This is a genomic window from Streptomyces sp. NPDC047453 (assembly GCF_040643155.1).
GTDB lineage: Bacteria > Actinomycetota > Actinomycetes > Streptomycetales > Streptomycetaceae > Streptomyces.
In genome coordinates this window covers 1-21088 of record NZ_JBEYTS010000002.1, presented here as the reverse complement: position 1 = coordinate 21088, position 21088 = coordinate 1, and the positions used below count along the sequence as shown (strand labels likewise).

Genomic DNA, 21088 nt, shown 5'->3' with positions numbered 1-21088 from the left:
CCGCCGGACCAGGGGGTCAGGCGGCCCGTTCCTCCGGTTCCACGGTGAGCGGCGTCCCGGTCCCTGCGGCCTCGTGCAGCCAGCGCCGCAGCACGCGGTGGACGTGCTCGGCACCGACGAGGTCCTCGCCCTCCTGTACCGGCGGGGAGCAGTCGAGCGGCGACAGCAGGAACGGGTGGCCCTGCGCGCCGCCGAGGCCGCCGTGGGAGCCGATCTGCTCCTCGAAGGCGAGAACCTCTCCGTCGGCCGGGTCGTGGCTGGAGTTGACCATGATGTCGGCGACGTGCGGGAAGGAGTGGGTGCGGCGTACTGCGTCGGCGGCGCCGGGGCCGAAGAGGGCGAGCGGGCCGGGATCGGCGTCGAGTTCGGCCAGCGGTATCCGTACACCGCGCGCGCCGAGCACGACACCGCCGTGCTCCTCGCTGCGCACGAGCAGGAAGCCGACACCCGGGTGGTCGGCGAGCGTGGACAGCAGCGCGGGATGGCGGGCGTCGATCTCCTCCTGGCTCATGCGGTGCGGCACGTCCGGGAAGGAGACCAGGCCGAGGTTGCCGGAGGCCAGCACGACGGGCTCCGAGCGGCGGGCGGGCCGGCGGTCCTCACCGCTCTCCTCGACCGGGCGGCCGAGCGCGGCCCGCACGGCGGCCCGTGCCTCGGCGCCACTGCGCGTCCTTCCCGCCCGTCGCGGTACGGACAGGCCGCAGCCGGCCCGGACCAGGTCGCCCAGGGTCAGACCGTAGCGGGAGCGGAAGGTCTCGCCGGGGCTCTGTCCGTGGTCGGACAGGAGGACGAACCGGTACGGGCGCGGGGCGTGCTCGGCGACCTTCTCGATCAGCGCCAGCGAGCGGTCCAGACGCCGCAGCACCTGCGCCGCGTCACGACTGTGCGGCCCGGAGTGGTGGGCCACCTCGTCGTACGCCACCAGGTCGGCGTAGACGGCGGTGCGCCCGGCGAGCAGGTCGCCCATCACCGCGGCCACGACGACGTCCCGTTCGACGACCGTCGCGAAGGCGCGGATCAGCGGGTACAGGCCGCCGCGGGAGACACGCGGGCGCTCCTCGCGGAGCCGGGCGCGCAGGGACTGGCCGATCTCGCGGCCGGCGTCGGCGACGAAGGACAGGAAGGTGCGGACGGCGTTGGCGGGGTCGGAGAAGTAGGCGAAGTAGCCCGCGCGGGAGCGGCTGGCGCGGTCGCGGCGGGCCGCGACCGACAGGACGAGCGCGAGTTCGCCGGCGCCGCCGCCGAAGAGGTTGCCGCGGCTGGCCCCGTCGGCGGTGAGCAGTCCGCCGTCGCCGGTGCGCCGCACGGCGCGGCGCTGGAGTTCGACGGCGCTGCTCGGACGGTTGCAGACCATCACCTCGCCGGTGTCCTTCTCGTACCAGCGGAAGGCGGGGACGTCGTGGTTGGTTCCGTGCAGGATGCCGAGCTGGCTGGCGCCGGTCTGGCTGGACCAGTCGGTGCGCCAGGGGGTGAGCCGGTGGGTGGGCTGCCCCTCGCCGGCGCCGAGCCATCGGGCAACGGTCGGCATCAGGCCCTCGTCCACCGCGTCCCGCAGCACGTCGTGACCGACGCCGTCGAGCTGGACGACGACGGTACCGGGGGTCGACGAGCAGGGCGGCAGCCGTCTGCGGCGGCGGTCGGCGAGCCGGTGGAGCCGGCGCCGGTAGGCGTCGTCGTCGCGCACGGCGAGGGCGGCGCCGGTGGCGGAGGCGACCGCGGACATCACCGCGGCCACGATGACGGCGGTCTCGGGGGCCGCCTCGGCCTGTCCGGAGGGGGTGATGCGCAGGGCGAGCAGGAGCAGTGAGCCGTTGAGGAAGAACACCAGCAGCCCGAGGACCAGCGCGGGCACGAGCAGCAGCAGCCGGACGAGCAGCGGCCACACCACGGCGGACAGCACACCGAAGGCGCCCGCGCCGAGCGCGGCGGTCACGGCGACGGTGGTGGCGCTGTCGCCGTCGGGCGACTGCAACTGGAAGTCCGGCAGGATCCCGGCGAGCACGAGCAGGGTGACCGTGGAGACGGCCCACACGGCGACACTGCGCCCGACCTGACTGGCGGCCCGCCGCCACCGCCGCCCGCCACCCATGCCGGCACATCCTCCGTTCCCGCCCCCGCCCCGCGCCTCCACGCAGACCCACCCCAGCTTGTCACACACCCCCACAAACCCCCGTGACCTGCGGTAACACCCATCATCACGGCCCCGCCACCGGCGCTCGCCGACGCACCCGCGCTCAGCCCCGCCGCGCCGACGGCGCCGAGCGCACCGGTGACGCGATGGGGGTCCGGAGACGGTGCGGGGCGCGGTCCGGGCCGTCGGACGCGCCGGATCCCCGGCCCTCCGGTCCCGGCCTGCGGCGCCTCCGACCGCACGGCACCGGCCCACCGGAGCCGGCCACTCCCCCTTTCGTCGCCCTGACCCTCGGCCGCACGGCCGCCCCGCTCGCAGGGCCGGCGCACCACGGAGCCGACCGGCCGGCGCGCGGCCATCGGCCGTGTGACCGGGCCGTCGTCGGTGGGACGGTGTGGGCGGCGGGCTGGGTCAGCGGCCGTCGTAGCCGGCGGTCGGCATGGAGAGGCGGCGGTGTACGTGGGCCTTCATCTGGGCGTCGTACGCGGGCTCGGCCTGGCCCACCGTCTCCACCCGGACCCCGCGTCGCGCGCACTCCGCGGTGAACTCCTCCACGGAGGACAGCGCCCGCTCCAGCACCCGCCGGCTGGGCGCGACGAACAGGTCCACGCCCGGGCGCACTCCCTCCCACAGGGCGAGGTGGTCGGCCCGCAGCCCCCGGACGAGCAGTTCCCGCGCGATCACGTAGCCGTGCTCGGCCGCCCAGCGGGCGCACATCGCGTGCTGGCCGCGGGAGTCCACCAGGAAGGGGTCGTCGTTCAGCTCCTCCAGGGGCGTCAGGCTCGCGATCGCCGTGACGCGGACGGCCGCCGGAGCGCCCCCGCCGGGGGCATCCCGCACTTCTCCCATGGCGTCCCCCCTCACCTCCGGGTTTCCGCCGCCGACCCTACTCCTGCCCGTAGGCTCAGGGGGAGTCGCACGAAGGAGGCAAAGGAGTGCCGGTGGAGATCACCTGGTGGGGTCACGCCACCTGCACGGTCGAGGACTCGGACGTCCGCGTGCTGACCGATCCCCTGTTCGCCCGCCGGCTCGCGCACCTGCGCCGCCGCCGCGGCGCGCCACCGCCGCCCACCGCCTGGCACGCGGACGTGGCCCTGGTCTCCCACCTGCACGCCGACCATCTGCACGTACCCTCACTGGCCAGGCTGGAGCCGGGCACGCGCCTGCTGGTGCCCCGGGGCGCACTCGGGGCGGTCGCGGGACTGCGCCGGCTCGCCCACCTACGCATCACCGAGGTGACGCCCGGTGACCGGGTCGAGGTCGGCGGTGTCGTCGTACGGGTGGTGCCGGCCCGGCACGACGGGCGCCGGCTGCCGGTCGGGCGGCACCGTTCGCCGGCGCTCGGCTACGTCGTCGAGGGCGAGGCGCGGACGTACTTCGCCGGGGACACCGGCCTGTTCGAGACGATGGCCGAGGAGGTCGGACCGGTCGACGCGGCGCTGCTGCCGGTGGGCGGCTGGGGACCGTACCTCGGTGCGGGGCATCTGGACGCGGGACGGGCGGCGCAGGCGCTGGCCCGGCTGGCGCCGGGGAGCGCAGTGCCGGTGCACTACGGCACGTACTGGCCGATCGGGATGGACGCCGTGCGCCCCCATGAGTTCCATGCGCCGGGTGACGAGTTCGCGCGCCTCGCCGCCGAGCGTGCGCCGGGGGTCGCGGTGCACCGGCTCGGGCACGGGGAGAGCGTGCGCCTGGAGGGCGCCCGGTGATACGGATCGCCGCCGCCGTGACCTCGGTGGTGCCGCCGGAGTCCACCCAGCAGGCGCTCGGGTATCCCTCGCTGTTCCTGCTGGTGCTGATCGGGGCGCTGGTGCCGGTGGTGCCGACGGGTGCGCTGGTCAGTTCGGCGGCGGTGGTCGCCCTGCACCAGACGGCGCCGTTCTCGCTGGCGCTGGTGTTCCTGACGGCGTCGCTGGCCGCGTTCCTCGGGGACGCGGCGCTGTACTGGCTGGGGCGGCGCGGACTGGGGTCGAGGAACGGATCGCGCTGGCTGGAGGCGATCCGCACGCGCGCCCCGGAGGACCGGCTGGCGCAGGCGCAGCGGAAGCTGACCGAGCACGGGGTCGCGGTCCTGGTCCTGTCCCGCCTCGTCCCGGCGGGCCGCATACCGGTGATGCTGGCCTGCCTGCTGGCGAAGTGGCCGCTGCGCCGCTTCTCCCGGGGCAACCTCCCCGCGTGCCTGGCCTGGGCGGTGACGTACCAGCTGATCGGCCTCCTCGGCGGCTCCCTGTTCGAGGAGCCCTGGGAAGGCGTGGTCAGCGCGATCGCGCTGACCGTCCTGCTGGGCGCCGCCCCCTCCGTATGGCGCCGCCTGCGCCGGCTGATCCCGGTCCACCGCTCGCACTGACCTCGGCGGGGGCTCCGAACGCGAGGGGGCGGCGACCGGCCGCTACTCCAGGACCCGGGAGGCGCCCACCGGCAGGTCCCACAGCCGTTCCCGGGGAAGGCCGGCCTCCTGCCAGGCCCTGCGGACCCGGGTCAGGGGTTCCAGGAGGGGTTCGGCGGAGAGGACGAAGGTGCCCCAGTGCATGGGCGCCATGTGCCGGGCGCCGAGGTCCTGGGCGGCCTGGACGGCTTCCTCCGGGTCGCAGTGGACGTCGCTGAGCCACCAGCGGGGGTCGTAGGCGCCGATGGGGAGCAGGGCGAGGTCGATGCCGGGGTAGCGGCGGCCGATGCGGGAGAACCAATGGCCGTAGCCCGTGTCGCCGGCGAAGTACACGCGCTGCCCGTCGGGGTCGGTGAGCACTCAGCCGCCCCACAGGCTGCGGCAGGTGTCGGTGAGGGTGCGCTTGGACCAGTGGTGTGCGGGGACGAAGTCGAGGCGGACTCCGGACAGTTCGGCCGCCTCCCACCAGTCCAGTTCGGTGACGCGGGTGAACCGGCGCCGCTGGAACCAGCGGCCGAGTCCGGCCGGCACGAACACCGGGGTGTCGCGCGGGAGTCGGCGCAGGGTGGGCGCGTCCAGGTGGTCGTAGTGGTTGTGGCTGATGACGACCGCGTCGACGTGCGGCAGCGCCTCCCAGGCCACGCCGACGGGCGTGACCCGGGCCGGGGTGCCGATGATGCGGCGCGACCACACCGGGTCGGTCAGCACGGTCAGCCCGCCGATCCGGACCACCCAGCTCGCGTGCCCCGCCCAACTGACGGCGACGGTACGGGTGTCCACGCGGGGCAGATCGGCGGGCCGGTACGGCAGCAGCGGGATGTCGGCGAGGGCCTCCTTGTCCGGCCGCAGGGCGCCCTCGCGGGCGAACCGGGCGAAGGCCTTCAGACCGGGCAGCGGGGCGGTGAGCCGGTCGTGGAAGGTGCGCGGCCACACCCGCCGCTCCGCCAGCGGCCGGGGTTCGGCCAGCGGCGGGAACGGGGCGGGCGGGGAGGTCAGGAGGGACGAGGCCGCGGGATCGTCGGCCTCCTGGGCGGTGGTGCTCGTGGACGTGGTCGACTCGGACTGCTGCGTCATCGAGGAGGCTCCCATCGCTGAGCGTCGTCGCGGAGATCGTCGAGTACCGACCTCAAGGAGAGCAACGCGCGTTGCACGTGTGGCAGTTCCAACGGCTCGGGGGACAGGAGGCATTCCGCGCGTTCCTCGTCGGTGCGGCCGAGGAGTTCCGCGGTGGACAGCCGCACGCGCAGCGCGCCGAGGTCGTCGCCGAAGCGGTGGCCGCCGTGCACGGGCAGTTCCAGGCGGGTGGTGAGGAAGTCCTCCAACTCCTGTGCGTCGCCGACCGCGTGGGCGTCGAACGCGGAGCGCAGCGGGCCGAGGTCGGCATAGAGGTGGCGACCGGCCTGCGGCGGCAGGGCGAGCGCGCCCGCGGCGACCAGGGCCGCGTGGACGGCCCGCGCCACGCGCGCGTGCAGGCGTACCGAGGCCGCCAGGCGCGCGGTGACCGGCCCGGGTTCGTCGAGGACGCGGGCGGCCGCGACGGCGACCGGTTCGGCGACACGGGCGTCCAGTGCGGTGAGGACGTCGAGCACCCGCGCGTGCAGGGCCTCGCCGGTGGCGCCGGCGGGGAAGCGGGCGATCGCGGCGGGCCAGCCGGCGGGCAGGAAGGGGCCGGCGAGGTCGGTGACGACGGTGACCCGGTCGGGCAGCATCTCGGCGGGACTGAGCAGCACCGTCTCGTGCGGCGCGTGCACGGTGTCGCGCCAGGTCTCGTCGCTGACCAGGTGCAGTCCCTCGGCCGTGGCGGCCTCGACGGTCTCGTGCAGCACCTCCGGCGGTGCCACGGTGGCGGTGGGGTCGTCGGCGACGGACAGCACGAGCAGCCGGGGGTCGCCGCCCTCGGCACGGACCCTGCGGACGGTTTCCAGCAGGGCGTACGGGTCGGGGACGCCGCCGCACTCGGCCGGCGTCGCCACGGGGAAGGCGGGGGTGCCCAGCAGGCGCGCGTACGGCGCCCACCAGGCCGCGCAGGGCCGGGGCACCAGGACGTCGCCGCCGAGCGTGGCCGTCAGCGCGAGCAGCAGGGCGGGTGCGCCGGGTGCGGCCGCCACCCGGCCGGGCCGGGTGGGCAGTCCGCGTCGCAGCCAGTACCCACAGGCGGCGTCCAGCAGTTCGGTGCCGCCGCCGATCGGTCCGCGCCGGGTCCGGTTCGCGGCCCCGGCGAGCGCGGCGGACACCTCCGGCAGCACCGGCAGTCCGTCGTCGGGGAGGGCCGACGGACCATAGCGGACGGGGCCGTGGCCTTCCGGGTCCGTCCGCCGCATGGGTACCTCCGCGAAGTCCCTGATGCCGTACGGCGCCGCCGAGTCGTGCCGCCGCCGGTCCGTAGCGGCCGCGTGCGCCCGGCCCACCGCCCGGTGTCCGGGGGCGGGTCCGTCCGCACGGCGCCGGCCGTGCCTTCGGGGCTCCGTGTACCCAGGGCGGCGCCGTCCCAAGGCCACCCGGCCGGCTCGGGCAGGTCACACGGGCCCGCGTCCCCGCACGGCCTCCGGCTGCCCGGTCAGGCCTCGGCCCGCCCGCGCCGCCACACCCGGTGGACCGCCCCGCCGAGCGCCGCCGCGATCAGTGCGCCGCCGCCGATCAGGGCCGGCAGGGAACCGGTGAACGAACCGCCCGCACCGGCCTGCACACCGTGCTGCGCCGCCTCGCGTGAGGGGTCGCGGTCCGCGGGGTCGCGGCCCGCGGCCGGGTCGCGGTCCGGGCCGTTGCCGAACTGGCCGCGGGAGGGGTCCCACGAGCCGTCGTCACGGGACGGGCCGCCGGCGTCCGGACCTCGGGACGGGGCACGGAAAGGGTCCCGGGAGGGGTCCCGGGAGTCCTGCGGCCGGGAGGGGTCGTAGGGGGCGTTGGGCCCCGGCAGGACCTGGGTTCCGAACGAATCCTGCGGGCGGGAAGGGTCGACGGAGGCGTTCGGGCCCGGCAGGACCTGGGGTCCGAACGAGTCATGCGGGCGGGAAGGGTCGTAGGGGGCGTTGGGGCCCGGCAGGACCTGGGGTCCGAACAAGTCCTGCGGGCGGGAAGAGTCGACGGAGGCGTTCGGGCCCGGCAGGACCTGGGTTCCGAACGAATCCTGCGGCCGGGAAGGGTCGAAGGAGCCGTTGAGGTCCGGCACGACCTGGCTGCGGGAAGGGTCGTAGGTGGGTACGTCGCGGAGCGTCTCGCGGGCCGGGTCGCGCGGGACCTGGCCGGAAGCCGGGTCTCGGGGCGGGATCTGCGCGGGTCGGCCCGGGGCAGGCTCACGGGGCGACGACTGCCCGAACCGGCCCGAGGCCGGGTCACGGAGCGAGAACTGCCCGGACTCGGGGCGGAACGAGTCGTTGGCCGGCGCGTCCTGGAGGACCGGGTCCCGCGACGTGTCCGCCGGGGCCTGGGCCGGTGCCGCGGCCGCCGCGTCGCGGAGGGCGCCCCCGGACGGCCTGGCGCGGGCAGCGTCCGACGGGACCGCGTCCCCGGACGGTCTGGCGCGGGCCGTACCGGACGGGACCGCGGACACCCCACCGCGCCTGCCCGCGCCGGATCCGGCTGCCGACGCGCAGGCCTCGTCCGCGGCGCGCAAGGCGGCACCGTCCGGGCCGCACACGACGGTGACGGCGGCGCCCTCACCGGTCCGCGGGGCGTGGGCGGTGTGCGCGGCGTACCGCAGGGCGGGGGGACGAGCGTGCGAGCCGACCGGCGCGACCGGGCTCGCGAAGGCGGCCGACGCGGCGCCGCCCGCTATGGCTCCGGCCAGGACGGCGGCGGGCAGGGCGCGGGGCACGGTACGGCGCATGAGCGGGGCTCCTTGGAACCGACGGCGGCTGGCGGCACGGGTTCGTGCCCTTCGCTGCCATCTCAGCCGCTGGGGCCGCGGGTCGCGCGCGGCCGAGCCCCATTGGCGGGACACCGACGACCTATCGAGTGACGCCGGCGGCCCGCCCCGGAAGCGGGGCCGCCCCTACACGCCCTCCCGCATCACCTGCTCCCGCAGCCGGTCGCAGCACCGGTTGATCAGCCGGGACACGTGCATCTGCGAGATGCCCAGTTGCTCGGCGATCCGGCTCTGCGTCATGTCGCCGAAGAACCGCATGTACAGGATGGCCCGCTCCCGTTCGGGCAGCGCCGCCAGCCGCGGCCTGACCGACTCGCGGTCCACCACGGTGTCCAGGGCCGGGTCGGGCGAACCCAGGCTGTCGCTCAGGGAGTAGCCGTCCTCGCTGCCGGGCAGTTCCGCGTCGAGCGAGAGCGCGGTGAAGCTCTCCAGCGCCTCCTGCCCGATCCGCACCTCCTCCTCGCTGAGGTGGGCGTGCTCGGCGATCTCGGTGACGGTGGGGCCGCGGCCGGAGATCGTCCGGGAGAGGTCCTGGGAGGCGAAGCGGACCCGGTTGCGCAGCTCCTGCACCCGGCGCGGGACGTGCACCGTCCACATGTGGTCGCGGAAGTGCCGTTTGATCTCACCGGTGATGGTGGGCACGGCGTAGCTCTCGAAGGCGTTGCCGCGCCCGGAGTCGTAGCGGTCGACCGCCTTGACCAGGCCGAGCGCGGCGACCTGGCGCAGGTCCTCGGAGCTCTCGCCGCGGCTGCGGAACCGGCCGGCGAGCCGTTCGGCCATCGGCAGCCAGGCCTCGACGATCTCGTCGCGGACCTCGTTGCGCCGCTGCCCCGGGGGGAGTGCGGCAAGCCGGCGGAAGGCTTCCGCGGTGGCGGGGGCGTCGTCGTGGGGGTGGTGCCCGGCGCTCGCTCGCGTTGGCATGGTGCGTCGCAGCTCCCTCGCGGTCCTCTCGGGTGGACGGTCACCGTGGGAGCGCGGGCGCGTGGACCGGACGGCCGCGCGTGGCGGCGTGTGCGCCGCTGCCACGGGCGTGCCTCCAGTCCGAAGCACTGGCTCCGCGTCTGCCCCCGGTCCCGGGCGCCCAAACACGTCGCCGCGGCGGGGAAGGACACCGGCCGCCCCCGGGTGTCATCCCGTCCCGGAAAACCGGTGTCGGCTCCCCGCGCACGGGTACGCGGTGGCCACCCCCGACGATCTGGAGGGAGACATGCAGCGAGGCAGTGACCGGCTGAGTGTCCACCGTGACGACGAGATGAAGCACGAGCTGCAGGGGCTTCTGAGGTCCGGCCATCCCACGCGGAGCGAGGAGTGGCACGACCCGGAGCCGACCGCTGAGGACGATCCGGAGGTGTGGGGCGGACCGGTGGCGCCGGGCGGCTCACGGGCTTCCCTGGAGACCGTCCGCCTGGAACTGGCCAGGATCCTGGGCCGCAGTGCCTTTCCCGCGGGTCCGGGCGAGCTGACCCGCCAGCTCCGGCGCAAGAACGCGCCCGACACGCTGATCGAGGCGCTCCAGCGACTGCCGCGCAAGGCGCGCTACGCCAATGTGCAGGAGCTGGCCCGGGAGCTGACGCACACCGAGGCGCCCGCACGGGAGGAGCGCGCGTAGGCCCGTGCCCGGGGGCGCCGCGGCCGGCGCCACGAGAGATAGGCGCCCCGGGGACGGCAGGGCCCGTCCCCGGGGCGGTGAAAGGACGTTGAGGCATCATGCGCATCGCATTTCTGACCGCGCCCGAGGGCGTGGAACAGGTCGAGCTCACCGAACCGTGGAAGGCGGCGAAGGACGCCGGTCACGAGACGGTGCTCGTCTCGACGAAGTCCGGGGAGATCCAGGCCTTCGACCACCTGGACAAGGCCGACAGGTTCCCCGTGGACGCGGTCGTCGGCGAGGCCTCCCCCGACTCCTTCGACGCGCTGGTCCTGCCGGGCGGCGTGGCCAACCCGGACTTCCTGCGGATGGACGAGAAGGCGGTGGCGTTCGTGGGAGCGTTCTTCGCGCAGGGCCGTCCGGTGGCCGCGATCTGCCACGCGCCGTGGACGCTGGTCGAGGCGGATGTCGTACGGGGACGGGTGCTGACCTCGTGGCCGAGTCTGCGGACGGACATCCGCAACGCGGGCGGCATCTGGGTCGACGAGCAGGTGAAGGTCTGCGACCACGGCCCGAACAAGCTGATCACCAGCCGCAAGCCGGACGATCTGAAAGCGTTCTGCGAGGCCTTCCTCGACGTCCTCACCGAGAAGGCCGGCTGACCCGCCGGCGCCCGGGACCTTCTTCAGAAGCGGGGAGTCGCCGACTCCCCGCATCCGCGTTCCCGGGCTCCCTCGCGGGTGCGGCCGGCGGCGACCGGGCGGCGCGGGTTGCGGCGCAGGTACTCGCCCTCGAGCTGCGCCATGCGTTCGTTGTGGGCGCGCAGCGCGTCGTTCGAGCCGTACAGCAGCGTGTCGTGGCGCGTGCGGTGGATCGTCTCCAGCTCCTTCATCAGCTGCTGGTCGTCCAGCCGTCCCGGGTCGACTCCGTTCATGGTGGTGCCCCGTTCGTCGTGTTCGTACCTGCGGTCCGGGTACCCGCCCGGCGTGCGGCGCCACCGAACGGTCCCCAGGAGGGAGCCATGGATCTCGCCTTTCTGCATCCACTGTACGAACAGCCGGGCCCCTGGGCCTCCGTGTACGTCGACACCTCGCGGCACGCGGAGGACACGGCCCACCAGTTGGAGCTGACGGCCCGGGCCATGGGGCGCGAGCTGGCGCGGCAGGGCGCGGACGAGGCCACCTGCCGAGCGGTGGAGGAGGCCGTACGGGAGCTTCGCCACGTCCCCGACCCGCACGGGCGGGTGCTGTTCGCGCGGGCCGGCGCGGTCGTGCTCGACCCGCTGCTGGCCCGTCCGCCGCGGGGCGGCAGCCGGGCGGAGTGGGCGCCGCTGCCGCGCGTGGCGCCGCTGCTGGACCTGGCGGACGAGGATCCGGTCGCGATCGTCGCGTACGTCGACCGCAGAGGCGCGGACTTCGAGCTGCGCAGCTCGCTGGGCCGGGAGGACGCGGGGACGGTGGTGGGGCTGGAGTGGCCCATCCACGGGACGGCCGGTGCGGACTGGTCGGAGCGGCACTTCCAGCTGAAGGTGGAGAACACCTGGGAGCACAACGCGGCGGAGATCGCCGACGCGCTCAGCGTCTGCCAGGAGGAGACGGATGCCGACCTGCTGATCCTGGTCGGCGAGGAACGGGAGCGGCGCGAGGTGCGCGAGCGGCTGCCGAAGCGGCTGCACGACCGCGTGGCGGAGGCCGCCCACGGCACCGGCAGCCGGCTGCTGGACGAGGACGTGGAGCGGATCCGCGCCGAGCACGTGCACCGGCGTGTCGAGTCCGAGCTGGACCGGTTCCGGGCGGCCAGGACGCCGGACGACGAGGGTCGGTCGGGGGCCGCCGAGGGGGTGTCCGCGCTGGTCGAGGCGGCCCGCGAGCACCGTCTTGAGGAACTGCTGATCCGCCCGGACGGAGCCGACGCCCACCGCGAGGTGTGGATCGGCGAGGACGCCGACCAGCTTGCCGTGCGCCGCACGGAGCTTAAGGCCCTCGGCGAGCGGCACTCCTGGCCGGCCCGGGCCGACGACGCCCTGCTCCGCTCGGCGGTCTGCCAGGACGCCACGGCCCTGTCCCTGGACCCGGCCGCCGCCGGCGAGGACGTGCCGACGGGCGGTCTGGGCGCCGTCCTGCGCCGGCAGTGAGCGGCCCGGCGGCGGCAGACGTGCGTTACCGCGCCCGCCGCACCCGCCGTTCGTCCCACACCGGCTCCGGGGTCTCGCGGACCTGGCCGTCGCTGCCGAAGACCAGGAACCGGTCGAAGGAGCGCGCGAACCAGCGGTCGTGGGTGACCGCGAGGACCGTGCCCTCGAAGGCCTCCAGGCCTTCCTGGAGGGCCTCGGCGGAATCCAGGTCGAGGTTGTCGGTCGGCTCGTCCAGGAGCAGGGCGGTGGCGCCCGCCAGCTCCAGCAGCAGGATCTGGAACCGGGCCTGCTGGCCGCCGGAGAGCCGGTCGAAGGTCTGCTCGGCCTGGCCGGTCAGTTCGTAGCGGCGCAGCCGGGACATGGCGGCGCCGCGGTCCTGGGAGTGCTCCTTCCACAGGATGTCCAGCAGGGTGCGGCCCACCAACTCGGGGTGTGCGTGGGTCTGGGCGAAGTGCCCGGGGACCACCCGCGCGCCGAGCTTCCACATGCCGGTGTGCGCCACGTCCTCGCCGGCCAGCAACCGCAGGAAGTGCGACTTGCCGGATCCGTTGGAGCCGAGCACCGCGACGCGTTCGCCGTAGAAGACCTCCAGGTCGAAGGGCTGCATCAGGCCGGTCAGCTCCAGGCCCTGGCAGGTGACGGCCCGGACGCCGGTGCGGCCGCCCTTCAGGCGCATGCGGATGTCCTGCTCACGCGGCGGCTCCGGCGGCGGACCGGCCTCCTCGAACTTGCGCAGCCGGGTCTGGGCGGCCTGGTAGCGGGAGGCCAGTTCATGGCTGACGGTGGCGGCCTGCCGCAGGTTCAGCACCAGCTTCTTCAGCTGCGCGTGCTTCTCGTCCCAGCGCCTGCGCAACTCCTCGAAGCGGGCGAAGCGCTCGCGCCGGGCCTCGTGGTAGGTGGCGAAACCGCCGCCGTGCACCCAGGCGTCGGCGCCGGCCGGGCCGGGTTCGAGGGAGACGATCCGGCCGGCGGCGCGGGCGAGGAGTTCACGGTCGTGGGAGACGAACAGCACCGTCTTGCGGGTCTCCTTCAGACGCTCCTCCAGCCAGCGCTTGCCGGGCACGTCGAGGTAGTTGTCCGGCTCGTCGAGCAGCAGCACCTCGTCCGTGCCGCGCAGCAGCGCCTCCAGCACCAGCCGCTTCTGCTCGCCGCCGGACAGCGTGCGCACCTGCCGCCACTGCGCCTTGTCGTAGGGCATGCCGAGCGCGGCCGTCGTGCACATGTCCCACAGCGTCTCGGCCTCGTAGCCGCGCGCCTCCGCCCAGTCGGCCAGCGCCTGCGCGTACTGGAGCTGGGCGGCCTCGTCGTCGACGGTCATGATGGCGTGCTCGGCCGTGTCGACGGCCCGCGCGGCCTCCCTCACCCGCGGCGACGCGACCGACACGAGCAGGTCGCGCACGGTCGTCTCGTCCCGCACCGACCCCACGAACTGCCGCATCACACCGAGACCGCCGCTGACGGTCACGGTGCCGCCGTGCGGCTTCAGCTCGCCGGAGACCATGCGGAGCAGGGTGGTCTTGCCCGCGCCGTTGGGTCCGACGAGGGCCACGGCGGCCCCCTCGCCCACCCGGAAGGACACATCGCCGAGCAGCGTCCTCCCGTCGGGAAGGCTGTACTCCAGGTGCGCGGCTTCCAGATGTCCCATGGTCAGGCATTCTGGCCGCGACCGCGCGGGCCGGGCAAACGCTTATCCGAAGTCCACGGGCCGTCCCGCCGGGCCGCTCTCCCGCGCCGGGATGACGACCGCGTCCGCCCACGTCAGGGCCGTCCATCCGGCGTCGGCCGAGCCCTGGAGGACCACCACGCCGGTGTTCTCCAGGGGGTGGGTGGCGGCGAACTCCGCGTCGAGGTTGCGGGCGCGGACCGCGGTCCACAGGCGGATGGCCGCGCCGTGACTGACCATGGCGACGGTTCCGGCGCCGTCCGCGGTGGCCTCGGCGACGACGGCGTCGTAGCGGGCCAGTACCTCGGTGCCGCTCTCGCCGCCGGGAATACGCGTCCGGGGGTCACCGGCGGCCCAGCCCAGCAGCGTGCGCATGTAGACCTGTCCGCGCTCGGAGTCGCCCGGCTCCGTCTCCAGGTCGCCCGCCGACACCTCGCGGATGCCGTCGCGGACGATCACGTCGAGTCCGCGGACGGCGGCCAGGGGCCCGGCGGTGAGCTGGGTGCGGACCAGCGTGGAGGCGTAGAGCGCCTCGATGTCCTCGCCGGCGAGTGCCTGCGGCAGCGCGGCGGCCTGCCGTTCGCCGAGTTCGGTCAGGCCCGGCCCGGGGATCCGCGTGTCCAGCAGGTGGTCCACGTTGGAGGGGGTCTGGGCGTGGCGGATGAGGAGCAGACGCATGCAAGGGTCCCTACGACGGCCGGTGTGCCGCCCCGCGCACACAAGAAACGGCGACTTCAGGGTAACGGTGCCGGTATGAGCCCAGACGTCGACCTCACCGTCCCGAAGACCGGCGCCCGCGCCGTCCTGAAGCGCCTGACGGCCCTGGACGGCCGGCTGTTCGAGTTCGCGGCCGAGCGCCGCTGGCCCGGCGCCGGGCCCGTGCTGCCGAGGCTGAGCCGGGCCGCGAACCACGGTGTGCTGTGGTGCGCGGCGGCGGCCGCCATCTCGGCGAGCCGCACCCCGAGGGCCCGCCGGGCAGCCGTCCGCGGCCTGGCCTCCCTGAGCCTGGCGTCCCTCACCGTCAACACCCTGGGCAAGCGTTCGGTGCGCCGCGACCGGCCGGTCCTGGATCCCGTCCCGATCATGCGCCGGCTCAAGCGGCAGCCGTTCACCACGTCGTTCCCGTCCGGGCACGCGGCGTCCGCGGCCGCTTTCGCGACCGGCGTCGCCCTGGAGTCCCCGGCCTGGGGCGCGGCGGTGGCCCCCGTCGCCGCGTCGGTGGCGCTCTCGCGCGTCTACACCGGCGTCCACTTCCCGAGCGACGTCCTGGCGGGGGCCGCACTGGGCGCCGGCGTCGCGTTCGCGGCACGGGCCCTGGTGCCCACCCGCGCGCAGACCGGCCCGCCGCCCCACCCCCGCGCCGATCTGCCGGCGCTGCCCGGCGGCGCGGGCCTGGTGCTCGTGGCCAACCGGGCCTCCGGCACCGCGGACCGCGCCGGCGCGCTGCGGGACGTACTGCCGGAGGCGGACGTCGTCGAGTGCGAACCGGGGGAGGTCCAGGCCGAGCTGGAGAAGGCGGCGGACCGCGCCCGGGTGCTCGGGGTGTGCGGCGGCGACGGCACCGTGAACGCGGCCGCCGAGGTCGCCCTGCGCCGCGGCCTGCCGCTCGCGGTACTGCCCGGCGGCACGCTGAACCACTTTGCCCACGACCTCGGCGTGGAGGACGCGCGGGCCCTCGGCCGGGCCCTGGAGCACGGTCACGGCGTACGCGTGGACGTGGGCCGCTTCCGCTCCGGGAGCAAGCGGGGCGTCTTCCTCAACACCTTCAGCCTCGGCCTGTACCCGGAGCTGGTGCGCGAGCGCGAGCGCTGGTCCGGCCGGATCGGCGGCTGGCCGGCCGGGGTGCTGGCGACGCTGAAGGTGCTGAGCGCCGACCGCCATCCGCTGCGGGCGGTGGTGCAGGGCCGCACCCACCCGCTGTGGCTGCTGTTCGCCGGAAACGGCACGTACCACCGCATGGGGCTCGCGCCGGGCCGCCGGCTCGACCTGACGGACGGAAAGCTCGACGTCCGGGTGGTGCACGGGGGCCGCAGGCCGGCGCTGCGCCTGCTGTCCGCGGCTCTGGCCGGCCCGCTGACCCGGTCCCCCGCCCACGCCGCGGTCCAGGTGAAGCGCCTGCGCCTGACCGGTGTCGCGCCCGGCACCCTGCTCGCCCACGACGGCGAGGTGATGGAGGTGGAGGACGAGCTGTGGCTGGAGAAGCTGCCCGAGGCGCTGGCGGTGTACCGGCCGCTGCCCGGAGACTGACCACCTGCCCCCGTCCGTCCGAATGCTGAAATCGAGGTCTCACCATCCGGCACGGAGGCGTACCGTGATCCGTGCCGCCCGGGGCCGCGGGCCCACGGGGTCAGGGGACGAGAAGGGGTACAGCCATGCCGAAGCGGGAGACGGCCGTCTACACGCACGGGCACCACGAGTCCGTGCTGCGTTCGCACACCTGGCGCACCGCCGCCAACTCCGCGGCCTACCTGCTCGGCTCGCTCCAGCCGCACATGAGGATCCTCGACATCGGCTGCGGTCCCGGCACCATCACCGCCGACCTGGCGGCCCTGGTCCCCCAAGGGCACGTCACGGGTGTCGACCGGGCGCCCGGCGTCCTGGAGCAGGCCCGCGCCACAGCCGCCGGGCGGGGCCTGACCAACGTCGACTTCGCGGTGGCCGACGTGCACGCCCTCGACCATCCCGACGACACGTTCTGCGTCGTCCACGCCCACCAGGTGCTCCAGCACGTGGGGGACCCCGTGCAGGCACTGCGCGAGATGCGGCGGGTGACGAAGCCGGGCGGGTACGTCGCCGTCCGCGACGCGGACTACGCGGCGATGACCTGGTACCCGCGGGAGCCGGGGCTGGACGACTGGCTGGACCTGTACCGACGGGTCGCCCGCGCCAACGGGGGCGAGCCGGACGCCGGACGCCGACTGCGGTCCTGGGCGCTGGCGGCCGGCTTCACCGACGTCACGGCCACCTCCGGCACCTGGACCTACGCCACCGAGGACGAGCGCGCCTGGTGGAGCGGGCTCTGGGCCGACCGCACCCTGGCGTCGGCGTACGCCGAGCGCGCCGTCGCGGGCGGACACGCGACCGAGGAGCGGCTGCGGGCCGTGTCGGCGGCATGGCGGGAGTGGGGCGAGCGGCACGACGGCTGGTTCGCGGTCCTGCACGGGGAGATCCTGTGCCGCAAGGAGGGCTGATTCACCAGCGCTCCTTGCGGACCTCTCCGCCGCCGTTCCCGAAGCGTCACTGCCGGGGAAGCAGGGGTCCCAGCGGTCCGAGGTCCAGATTCAGGTCCTCGGGCCGCAGTCCGTACCGGTCGCGCAGCTCGGCCATGCGGTCCTCCAGGAGCATGAGCGTGAGACCGATCCGCTCCTCCTGCTCCTCGCTCAGGTCCCCCTCGTCGAAGCGGCGCAGCGCCTGCCGCTCCATGAGCTGGCGCAATAGTTCCACGACGGTGAGCACGAGCTTCACCAGGTCCCGCTCGACCGTGTCGGGTTCCAGATCCAGTCGCTTGCGCGGGGCCACGGCTACTCCTCGAAGGGTGACGGCACTTGGGCGTTCACCGAACTGATCAGCGCGTTCAGGTCGATGCGGACGAGGTCCACGTCGGCGATGCGCAGGGTGATGTCCCCGGTGATGACGACACCGCCGGCCAGCAGCCGGTCGAGCAGGTCGACCAGGGCGATCTCACGGCGTTCGACGACCGTCACGCCTCCTCCCCCGCGAAGGAGTACGCCGCCCAGGGCCCGGTGAGCTCCACGCGCAGCCCAGGCACGTCGTCCTTCGTGCGGTCCACGAGCTCCACGAACTCCTCGGAGTCGCCGCGCGGCACCAGGTAGGCGGCGTTGAGCACGTTCCGCCCCGCCGCGCCGGAGAGGGTGGGGTTCTGCGGGGCGTGCAGCCGGGACTCCTCGGCGAAGGCGGAGAGCTGCTCGTGCAGCCGGGTCGCGAAGGTCTCCGCCTTCTGCCACAAGTCCTCGCCCGCCCGGGCCTGCTGCCGCCGCTGGCGCAGATAGTCCCGGCCCGACGCGGCCTTGGGCGCGGGCTGCGCGGCCTGCTGGGGCTGCTCGGTCTCGGCGTAGATCTTCACGCCCCACTCCACACGCCCCTCCAGCCGGTCCAGGGTGCGGCGGATGTGGTCCTCACGGGCCTCGATCATCGAGCGCACGGCGCTGTCGTCCCGGAAGACGGTGGCGAGCCTGAGCGGCAGCGGTGTGGTGACGACGGTCAGCGCGTCGACGACGCCCTGGTGGGCGCGGGCGGTGGCGGCGAGCCAGTCGAGGTCCTCCAGATGGGCGTGCAGCGGGCCCTCGCCGAAGTCACGCTCCGGCACCTCGCTGATGACGGCGACCAGGCCGTGGTGGTTGAGCTGCTTGGCCGGGGCGCCCGCCACCCCGGTCAGCTGCGCCTGGAGGGGCGCGCCGAGGGGCCGGCAGACGGCGTAGACGTACCGCAGTCCGGTCATGGTGCCTCCTTGCGGGCGCGGCCCTGGTCCACGCGGCCCCGGTCCAGGCGGCCGGGCTCCGGGCGGCCACGGTCCAGCTCCAGTTCCTCCAGTCGCGCCAGCCGCTCGCGCAGCTCCGCGTTCTCCCGGGCGAGTTCATCGCGGCGGGCGCGGGACGAGAGCGCCGGGTCGCTCTCCCACCAGTCGATGCCCATCTCCTTGGCCTTGTCGACCGAGGCGACGACGAGCCGGAGCTTGATGGTGAGCAGTTCGATGTCGAGCAGGTTGATGCGGATGTCGCCCGCGATGACGATGCCCTTGTCGAGCACGCGCTCGAGGATGTCGGCGAGGTTGGCCCCGCTGCTCGGGCCGTACGGTTCGGGCAGTCGGCTGGGCGTCGTCATCGGCGGCCCCCGCCCTCGGCGTACTCGTACTCGGGCTCCTCTTCTTCCTCTTCCTCGTCCTCGTACTCGGGCTCTCCCTCGTCCTCGGGCTCCCCGGACTCTGCGGGCTCGTACTCCTCGTCTTCCTCCGCCTCGGGCTCCTCCTCGGGCTCTTCCTCCTCGGCCTCGTACTCGCCGTTCTCCTCCTCCTCGTACGGCTGCTCCTCGTCCTCGTATCCGGCCTCCTCCTCGGACTCCCGCTCCTCCTCGGCCACCGCGTCCTCGTGGCTGCGGACGACCTCGCCGTCGCGGATCTCGCCACGCCAGCCCTCGTCGGCCTCTCCTTTGAGGGTGACGAAGCGGACGTAGTTCTTCAGGTCCAGCCGGGCGCGGCGGCCCTGGGCCCGCCAGATGTTCCCGGTCTTCTCGAAGAAGCCGCTCGGGTAGTACTCCATGACCAGCAGGACCCGGGTGAGGTTCTCCTCGAGGCGGTGGAAGGAGACGACACCCTTCGTGGTGCCCTTCGCTCCCTCCGACGTCCACTGGATGCGCTGGTCGGCCACCTGCTCGGTGGTGTGGGCCTTCCAGCTTCGGCTGGACCAGAACACCTTCAACTGCCAGTCGGAGGAGGTGTCGTCGGCGCGGCTCGCGCTCTTGACGCCCTTGGCGAAGGTGCTGAAGTCCTGGAACTGGGTCCACTGGTCGTAGGCGGTGCGCAGCGGCACGCCGACATCGACGGACTCGATGATGACGGTGGGCTTGTTGCCCCCGCCGCGCTTGCGCTTGCCCCCGCCGCCACCTCCGAGGTTCTTCAGCGCGCCCATGACGTTGTCCTTGGCCCGGGAGGCGCCCAGCTCCAGGACCGTGCGCACCGGGCCCTTGCCCTGGGCGACCTTGCGTGCGGCGTCGAGGGCGAGCTTGGCGAAGCCCGGGCTTTTGCCCTCGGCTATGTCGTTGAGCATGCCGGTGGTCTCGCCGAGCTTGTGGCCGAAGCCGACCAGCAGTCGCTGGGCCTGGACGGCGAGGTAGTCCTGCACCTCGGCCTTGAGCCGGTCGGCGGCCTCGCTGTGGGCGAGGTCGCTCAGCGGGCTTTCCTTCGCCGCGCCGCGCGCCGCGCCGCCGGCCGCGGAGGTCGCGGATCCGAGGGCCTCGGTCATCGGTCACCACCACCCTTCGGCCGCCGGGAGCGGGCAGCGCGGGTCGCGCCGCCGGCCGCGGCCGTCCTCTTCGCGGCCGTCCTCCCGGCCGCGGTCTTCTTCGCCGCCGCCTTCTTGGCGGGGGCCTTCTTCGCCACTTCCTTCCGGGCCGGTGCGCCCGCCGACGCCTTCTTGGCGGCCTTCGGAGGCGCCTTCTTGGCCGGTCCCTTCTTCGCGGGGGCCTTCCTGGCCGCTTCCTTCCGTCCCGGTCCGTCCCGGTCCCCGGACCCGCCCCGGCTCTCCTCCCCGGCCTCGCGGCCCTCCCCCCGGTCCTCGTACTCGTCCTCGTAGTCGTCCGAGTACGCGTCCTCCCTCTCGGTCTCCTCGTCCCCGCCGGGCTGCGGCACGACGCCGGCCAGCTCGTCGCGGACCTGCGCGGTCCGCCCGTGCAGCCGGTCGGCGAGCGCGGTCATCTGCCGTTCGACCATGGCTCCCGAAGCCGCCTTGCCCACGCCCTTCAGGTCGTCGCGCAGCTGGTCGCCGATCTCCTTGAGCTGCGGGTTGCTCGTCAGTTGCTGGTTGACCAGCTGCGCGATCCCGCCCGGACCGAGGTTCAGCTTCTTGCCCGCCACCAGGCTGCCCACCGTGAGGGCGAGCTTCGCCTTCTTCGTCCGTCCCAGGAGGTAACCGGCCCCTAGCGCGAGGCCGAGTCCCACTTTGTTCATCGTGCCGTCTCCTCGCCTGTCTCCGCGCCTGTCTCTGTGCCTGTCTCCGTGCCTGAGCGCAGGCCGGTCTCGAGCCGGTCCAGAAGCTCGTCCTCCCTGCGGTCGAACTCCTCGGCGCTGATCTCGCCCGCCTCCAACTGCTGTTCCAGTCGCGCGAGTTCGGCCTGCACCGTGGCCGGGTCGTAGTAGATGCGCTCGGCCTCGCGCAGTACCTGCCGGATCGCCCAGGCGCTTCCGCGTGCCGGCGCGAACGGCAGCAGCAGTACTTCGGAGATGAGTCCCATGACGTCACCCCGCTCCTGTGTCGGCTCCGGCCGTGGTGCTCGCGGGTTCGGCGGGGCCGGGTTCGACGAAGCTGTACGGCGGCAGGGGGCCGTTGACGCGTAGTTCGAGGTGGGGCAGGTCCTTGCGGGCTTGTTCGACGGCGGTCACGAACTCCTCGGCCGCCTCGCGGTCGACCAGGAAGGAGGTGTTGACGAGCCAGCCGGTGGAGGGCGGGCCGTCGCTGACCGCGGCGGCGTACGGCTCCAGCGCGTGGACGATGTCGCGGGCGTCGTCGGCCTCGCGGGCCTGCACGGCGGCCGCGACCAGCTCACCGAGCCGGAGCTTGTCCTGGTAACCCCCGCCGCCGGAGCGCCG

At 74.4% G+C, this 21088-nt stretch carries 23 protein-coding genes and 1 pseudogene; 7 read left to right on the top strand and 17 right to left on the bottom strand.

Annotation, left to right across the window (positions count from 1 at the left end; genetic code table 11):
• Positions 1-16: 16 nt before the first annotated feature.
• A complete protein-coding gene (locus ABZ818_RS02670) occupies positions 17-2089 on the bottom strand; it encodes a phage holin family protein (RefSeq protein WP_361409687.1) in 2073 nt (690 codons plus the stop codon).
• 453 nt (positions 2090-2542) lie between these two features.
• Positions 2543-2980 carry a hypothetical protein gene (locus ABZ818_RS02665; protein WP_361409684.1) on the bottom strand — a complete coding sequence of 146 codons (438 nt, stop codon included), beginning with the start codon at positions 2978-2980 and terminating at the stop codon, positions 2543-2545.
• An 86-nt stretch (positions 2981-3066) separates the two neighbouring features.
• On the opposite strand from ABZ818_RS02665, the gene ABZ818_RS02660 reads away from it, so the two are divergent.
• Positions 3067-3840 carry an MBL fold metallo-hydrolase gene (locus tag ABZ818_RS02660; RefSeq protein WP_361409681.1) on the top strand — a complete coding sequence of 258 codons (774 nt, stop codon included), beginning with the start codon at positions 3067-3069 and terminating at the stop codon, positions 3838-3840.
• Positions 3837-4478 (top strand): DedA family protein, encoded by a 642-nt coding sequence (locus ABZ818_RS02655; protein ID WP_361409678.1) that lies wholly within the window; start codon positions 3837-3839, stop codon positions 4476-4478. The genes ABZ818_RS02660 and ABZ818_RS02655 overlap by 4 nt, the downstream gene beginning before the upstream one ends.
• Before the next feature lie 42 nt (positions 4479-4520).
• Here ABZ818_RS02655 and ABZ818_RS02650 read toward each other — a convergent pair.
• The 4 genes and pseudogenes from ABZ818_RS02650 to ABZ818_RS02635 all read right to left on the bottom strand — a co-directional run bounded on the left by ABZ818_RS02650 (position 4521) and on the right by ABZ818_RS02635 (position 9303).
• Positions 4521-5591, bottom strand: a pseudogene (locus ABZ818_RS02650) (MBL fold metallo-hydrolase).
• Positions 5588-6838 carry an aminotransferase class I/II-fold pyridoxal phosphate-dependent enzyme gene (locus ABZ818_RS02645; RefSeq protein WP_361409675.1) on the bottom strand — a complete coding sequence of 417 codons (1251 nt, stop codon included), beginning with the start codon at positions 6836-6838 and terminating at the stop codon, positions 5588-5590. Before ABZ818_RS02645 ends, ABZ818_RS02650 begins: the two are co-directional and overlap by 4 nt.
• A 236-nt stretch (positions 6839-7074) precedes the next feature.
• Complete coding sequence (locus ABZ818_RS02640) at positions 7075-8343, bottom strand: hypothetical protein (protein WP_361409672.1); 1269 nt, start codon at positions 8341-8343, stop codon at positions 7075-7077.
• 165 nt (positions 8344-8508) lie between these two features.
• Positions 8509-9303 (bottom strand): RNA polymerase sigma factor SigF, encoded by a 795-nt coding sequence (locus ABZ818_RS02635; protein ID WP_361409669.1) that lies wholly within the window; start codon positions 9301-9303, stop codon positions 8509-8511.
• A 286-nt stretch (positions 9304-9589) separates the two neighbouring features.
• Here ABZ818_RS02635 and ABZ818_RS02630 point away from each other — a divergent pair, with 286 nt between their 5' ends.
• Entirely contained in the window at positions 9590-9991 is a 402-nt protein-coding gene (locus tag ABZ818_RS02630) for a DUF2795 domain-containing protein (RefSeq protein ID WP_361409666.1), read from the top strand.
• A 98-nt stretch (positions 9992-10089) separates the two neighbouring features.
• A complete protein-coding gene (locus ABZ818_RS02625; protein ID WP_361409663.1) occupies positions 10090-10632 on the top strand; it encodes a type 1 glutamine amidotransferase domain-containing protein in 543 nt (180 codons plus the stop codon).
• 23 nt (positions 10633-10655) lie between these two features.
• Here ABZ818_RS02625 and ABZ818_RS02620 read toward each other — a convergent pair whose 3' ends face one another.
• Positions 10656-10904 carry a DUF6158 family protein gene (locus ABZ818_RS02620; protein WP_361409660.1) on the bottom strand — a complete coding sequence of 83 codons (249 nt, stop codon included), beginning with the start codon at positions 10902-10904 and terminating at the stop codon, positions 10656-10658.
• Between the two features lie 87 nt (positions 10905-10991).
• Between ABZ818_RS02620 and ABZ818_RS02615 the strand changes: the two genes are divergently transcribed.
• On the top strand, positions 10992-12104 hold the full coding sequence (locus ABZ818_RS02615; RefSeq protein WP_361409657.1) for a Vms1/Ankzf1 family peptidyl-tRNA hydrolase: 1113 nt from the start codon (positions 10992-10994) through the stop codon (positions 12102-12104).
• A gap of 25 nt (positions 12105-12129) precedes the next feature.
• Here the strand turns inward: ABZ818_RS02615 and ABZ818_RS02610 are convergent, their stop codons facing one another.
• Complete coding sequence (locus tag ABZ818_RS02610) at positions 12130-13749, bottom strand: ATP-binding cassette domain-containing protein (protein ID WP_361409654.1); 1620 nt, start codon at positions 13747-13749, stop codon at positions 12130-12132.
• 42 nt (positions 13750-13791) lie between these two features.
• The gene (locus tag ABZ818_RS02605; RefSeq protein ID WP_361409651.1) at positions 13792-14445 is read right to left on the bottom strand and encodes a histidine phosphatase family protein; all 654 of its coding nucleotides are present in this window, start codon (positions 14443-14445) and stop codon (positions 13792-13794) included.
• 75 nt (positions 14446-14520) lie between these two features.
• On the opposite strand from ABZ818_RS02605, the gene ABZ818_RS02600 reads away from it, so the two are divergent.
• Positions 14521-16014, top strand: coding sequence for a phosphatase PAP2 family protein (locus tag ABZ818_RS02600; protein WP_361409649.1), 1494 nt, complete (start codon positions 14521-14523; stop codon positions 16012-16014).
• 125 nt (positions 16015-16139) lie between these two features.
• Complete coding sequence (locus ABZ818_RS02595) at positions 16140-16958, top strand: class I SAM-dependent methyltransferase (RefSeq protein WP_361409646.1); 819 nt, start codon at positions 16140-16142, stop codon at positions 16956-16958.
• 46 nt (positions 16959-17004) lie between these two features.
• Here ABZ818_RS02595 and ABZ818_RS02590 read toward each other — a convergent pair whose 3' ends face one another.
• The 8 genes from ABZ818_RS02590 to ABZ818_RS02555 all read right to left on the bottom strand — a co-directional run.
• Positions 17005-17286 carry a gas vesicle protein K gene (locus ABZ818_RS02590; RefSeq protein ID WP_361409643.1) on the bottom strand — a complete coding sequence of 94 codons (282 nt, stop codon included), beginning with the start codon at positions 17284-17286 and terminating at the stop codon, positions 17005-17007.
• Between the two features lie 2 nt (positions 17287-17288).
• The gene (locus tag ABZ818_RS02585; RefSeq protein ID WP_141356740.1) at positions 17289-17471 is read right to left on the bottom strand and encodes a gas vesicle protein; all 183 of its coding nucleotides are present in this window, start codon (positions 17469-17471) and stop codon (positions 17289-17291) included.
• A complete protein-coding gene (locus ABZ818_RS02580) occupies positions 17468-18226 on the bottom strand; it encodes a GvpL/GvpF family gas vesicle protein (RefSeq protein ID WP_361409640.1) in 759 nt (252 codons plus the stop codon). Before ABZ818_RS02580 ends, ABZ818_RS02585 begins: the two co-directional genes overlap by 4 nt.
• Complete coding sequence (gene gvpJ, locus ABZ818_RS02575; protein WP_361409637.1) at positions 18223-18609, bottom strand: gas vesicle protein GvpJ; 387 nt, start codon at positions 18607-18609, stop codon at positions 18223-18225. Before gvpJ ends, ABZ818_RS02580 begins: the two co-directional genes overlap by 4 nt.
• Complete coding sequence (locus ABZ818_RS02570; RefSeq protein WP_361409634.1) at positions 18606-19745, bottom strand: SRPBCC family protein; 1140 nt, start codon at positions 19743-19745, stop codon at positions 18606-18608. The genes gvpJ and ABZ818_RS02570 overlap by 4 nt, the downstream gene beginning before the upstream one ends.
• Positions 19742-20449 carry a DNA primase gene (locus ABZ818_RS02565; protein ID WP_361409631.1) on the bottom strand — a complete coding sequence of 236 codons (708 nt, stop codon included), beginning with the start codon at positions 20447-20449 and terminating at the stop codon, positions 19742-19744. The genes ABZ818_RS02570 and ABZ818_RS02565 overlap by 4 nt, the downstream gene beginning before the upstream one ends.
• A complete protein-coding gene (locus tag ABZ818_RS02560) occupies positions 20446-20733 on the bottom strand; it encodes a gas vesicle protein GvpG (protein ID WP_361409628.1) in 288 nt (95 codons plus the stop codon). Before ABZ818_RS02560 ends, ABZ818_RS02565 begins: the two co-directional genes overlap by 4 nt.
• A 4-nt stretch (positions 20734-20737) precedes the next feature.
• Positions 20738-21088 (bottom strand): GvpL/GvpF family gas vesicle protein (locus ABZ818_RS02555; protein WP_361409625.1); only part of this gene is annotated, 351 nt, incomplete at its 5' end.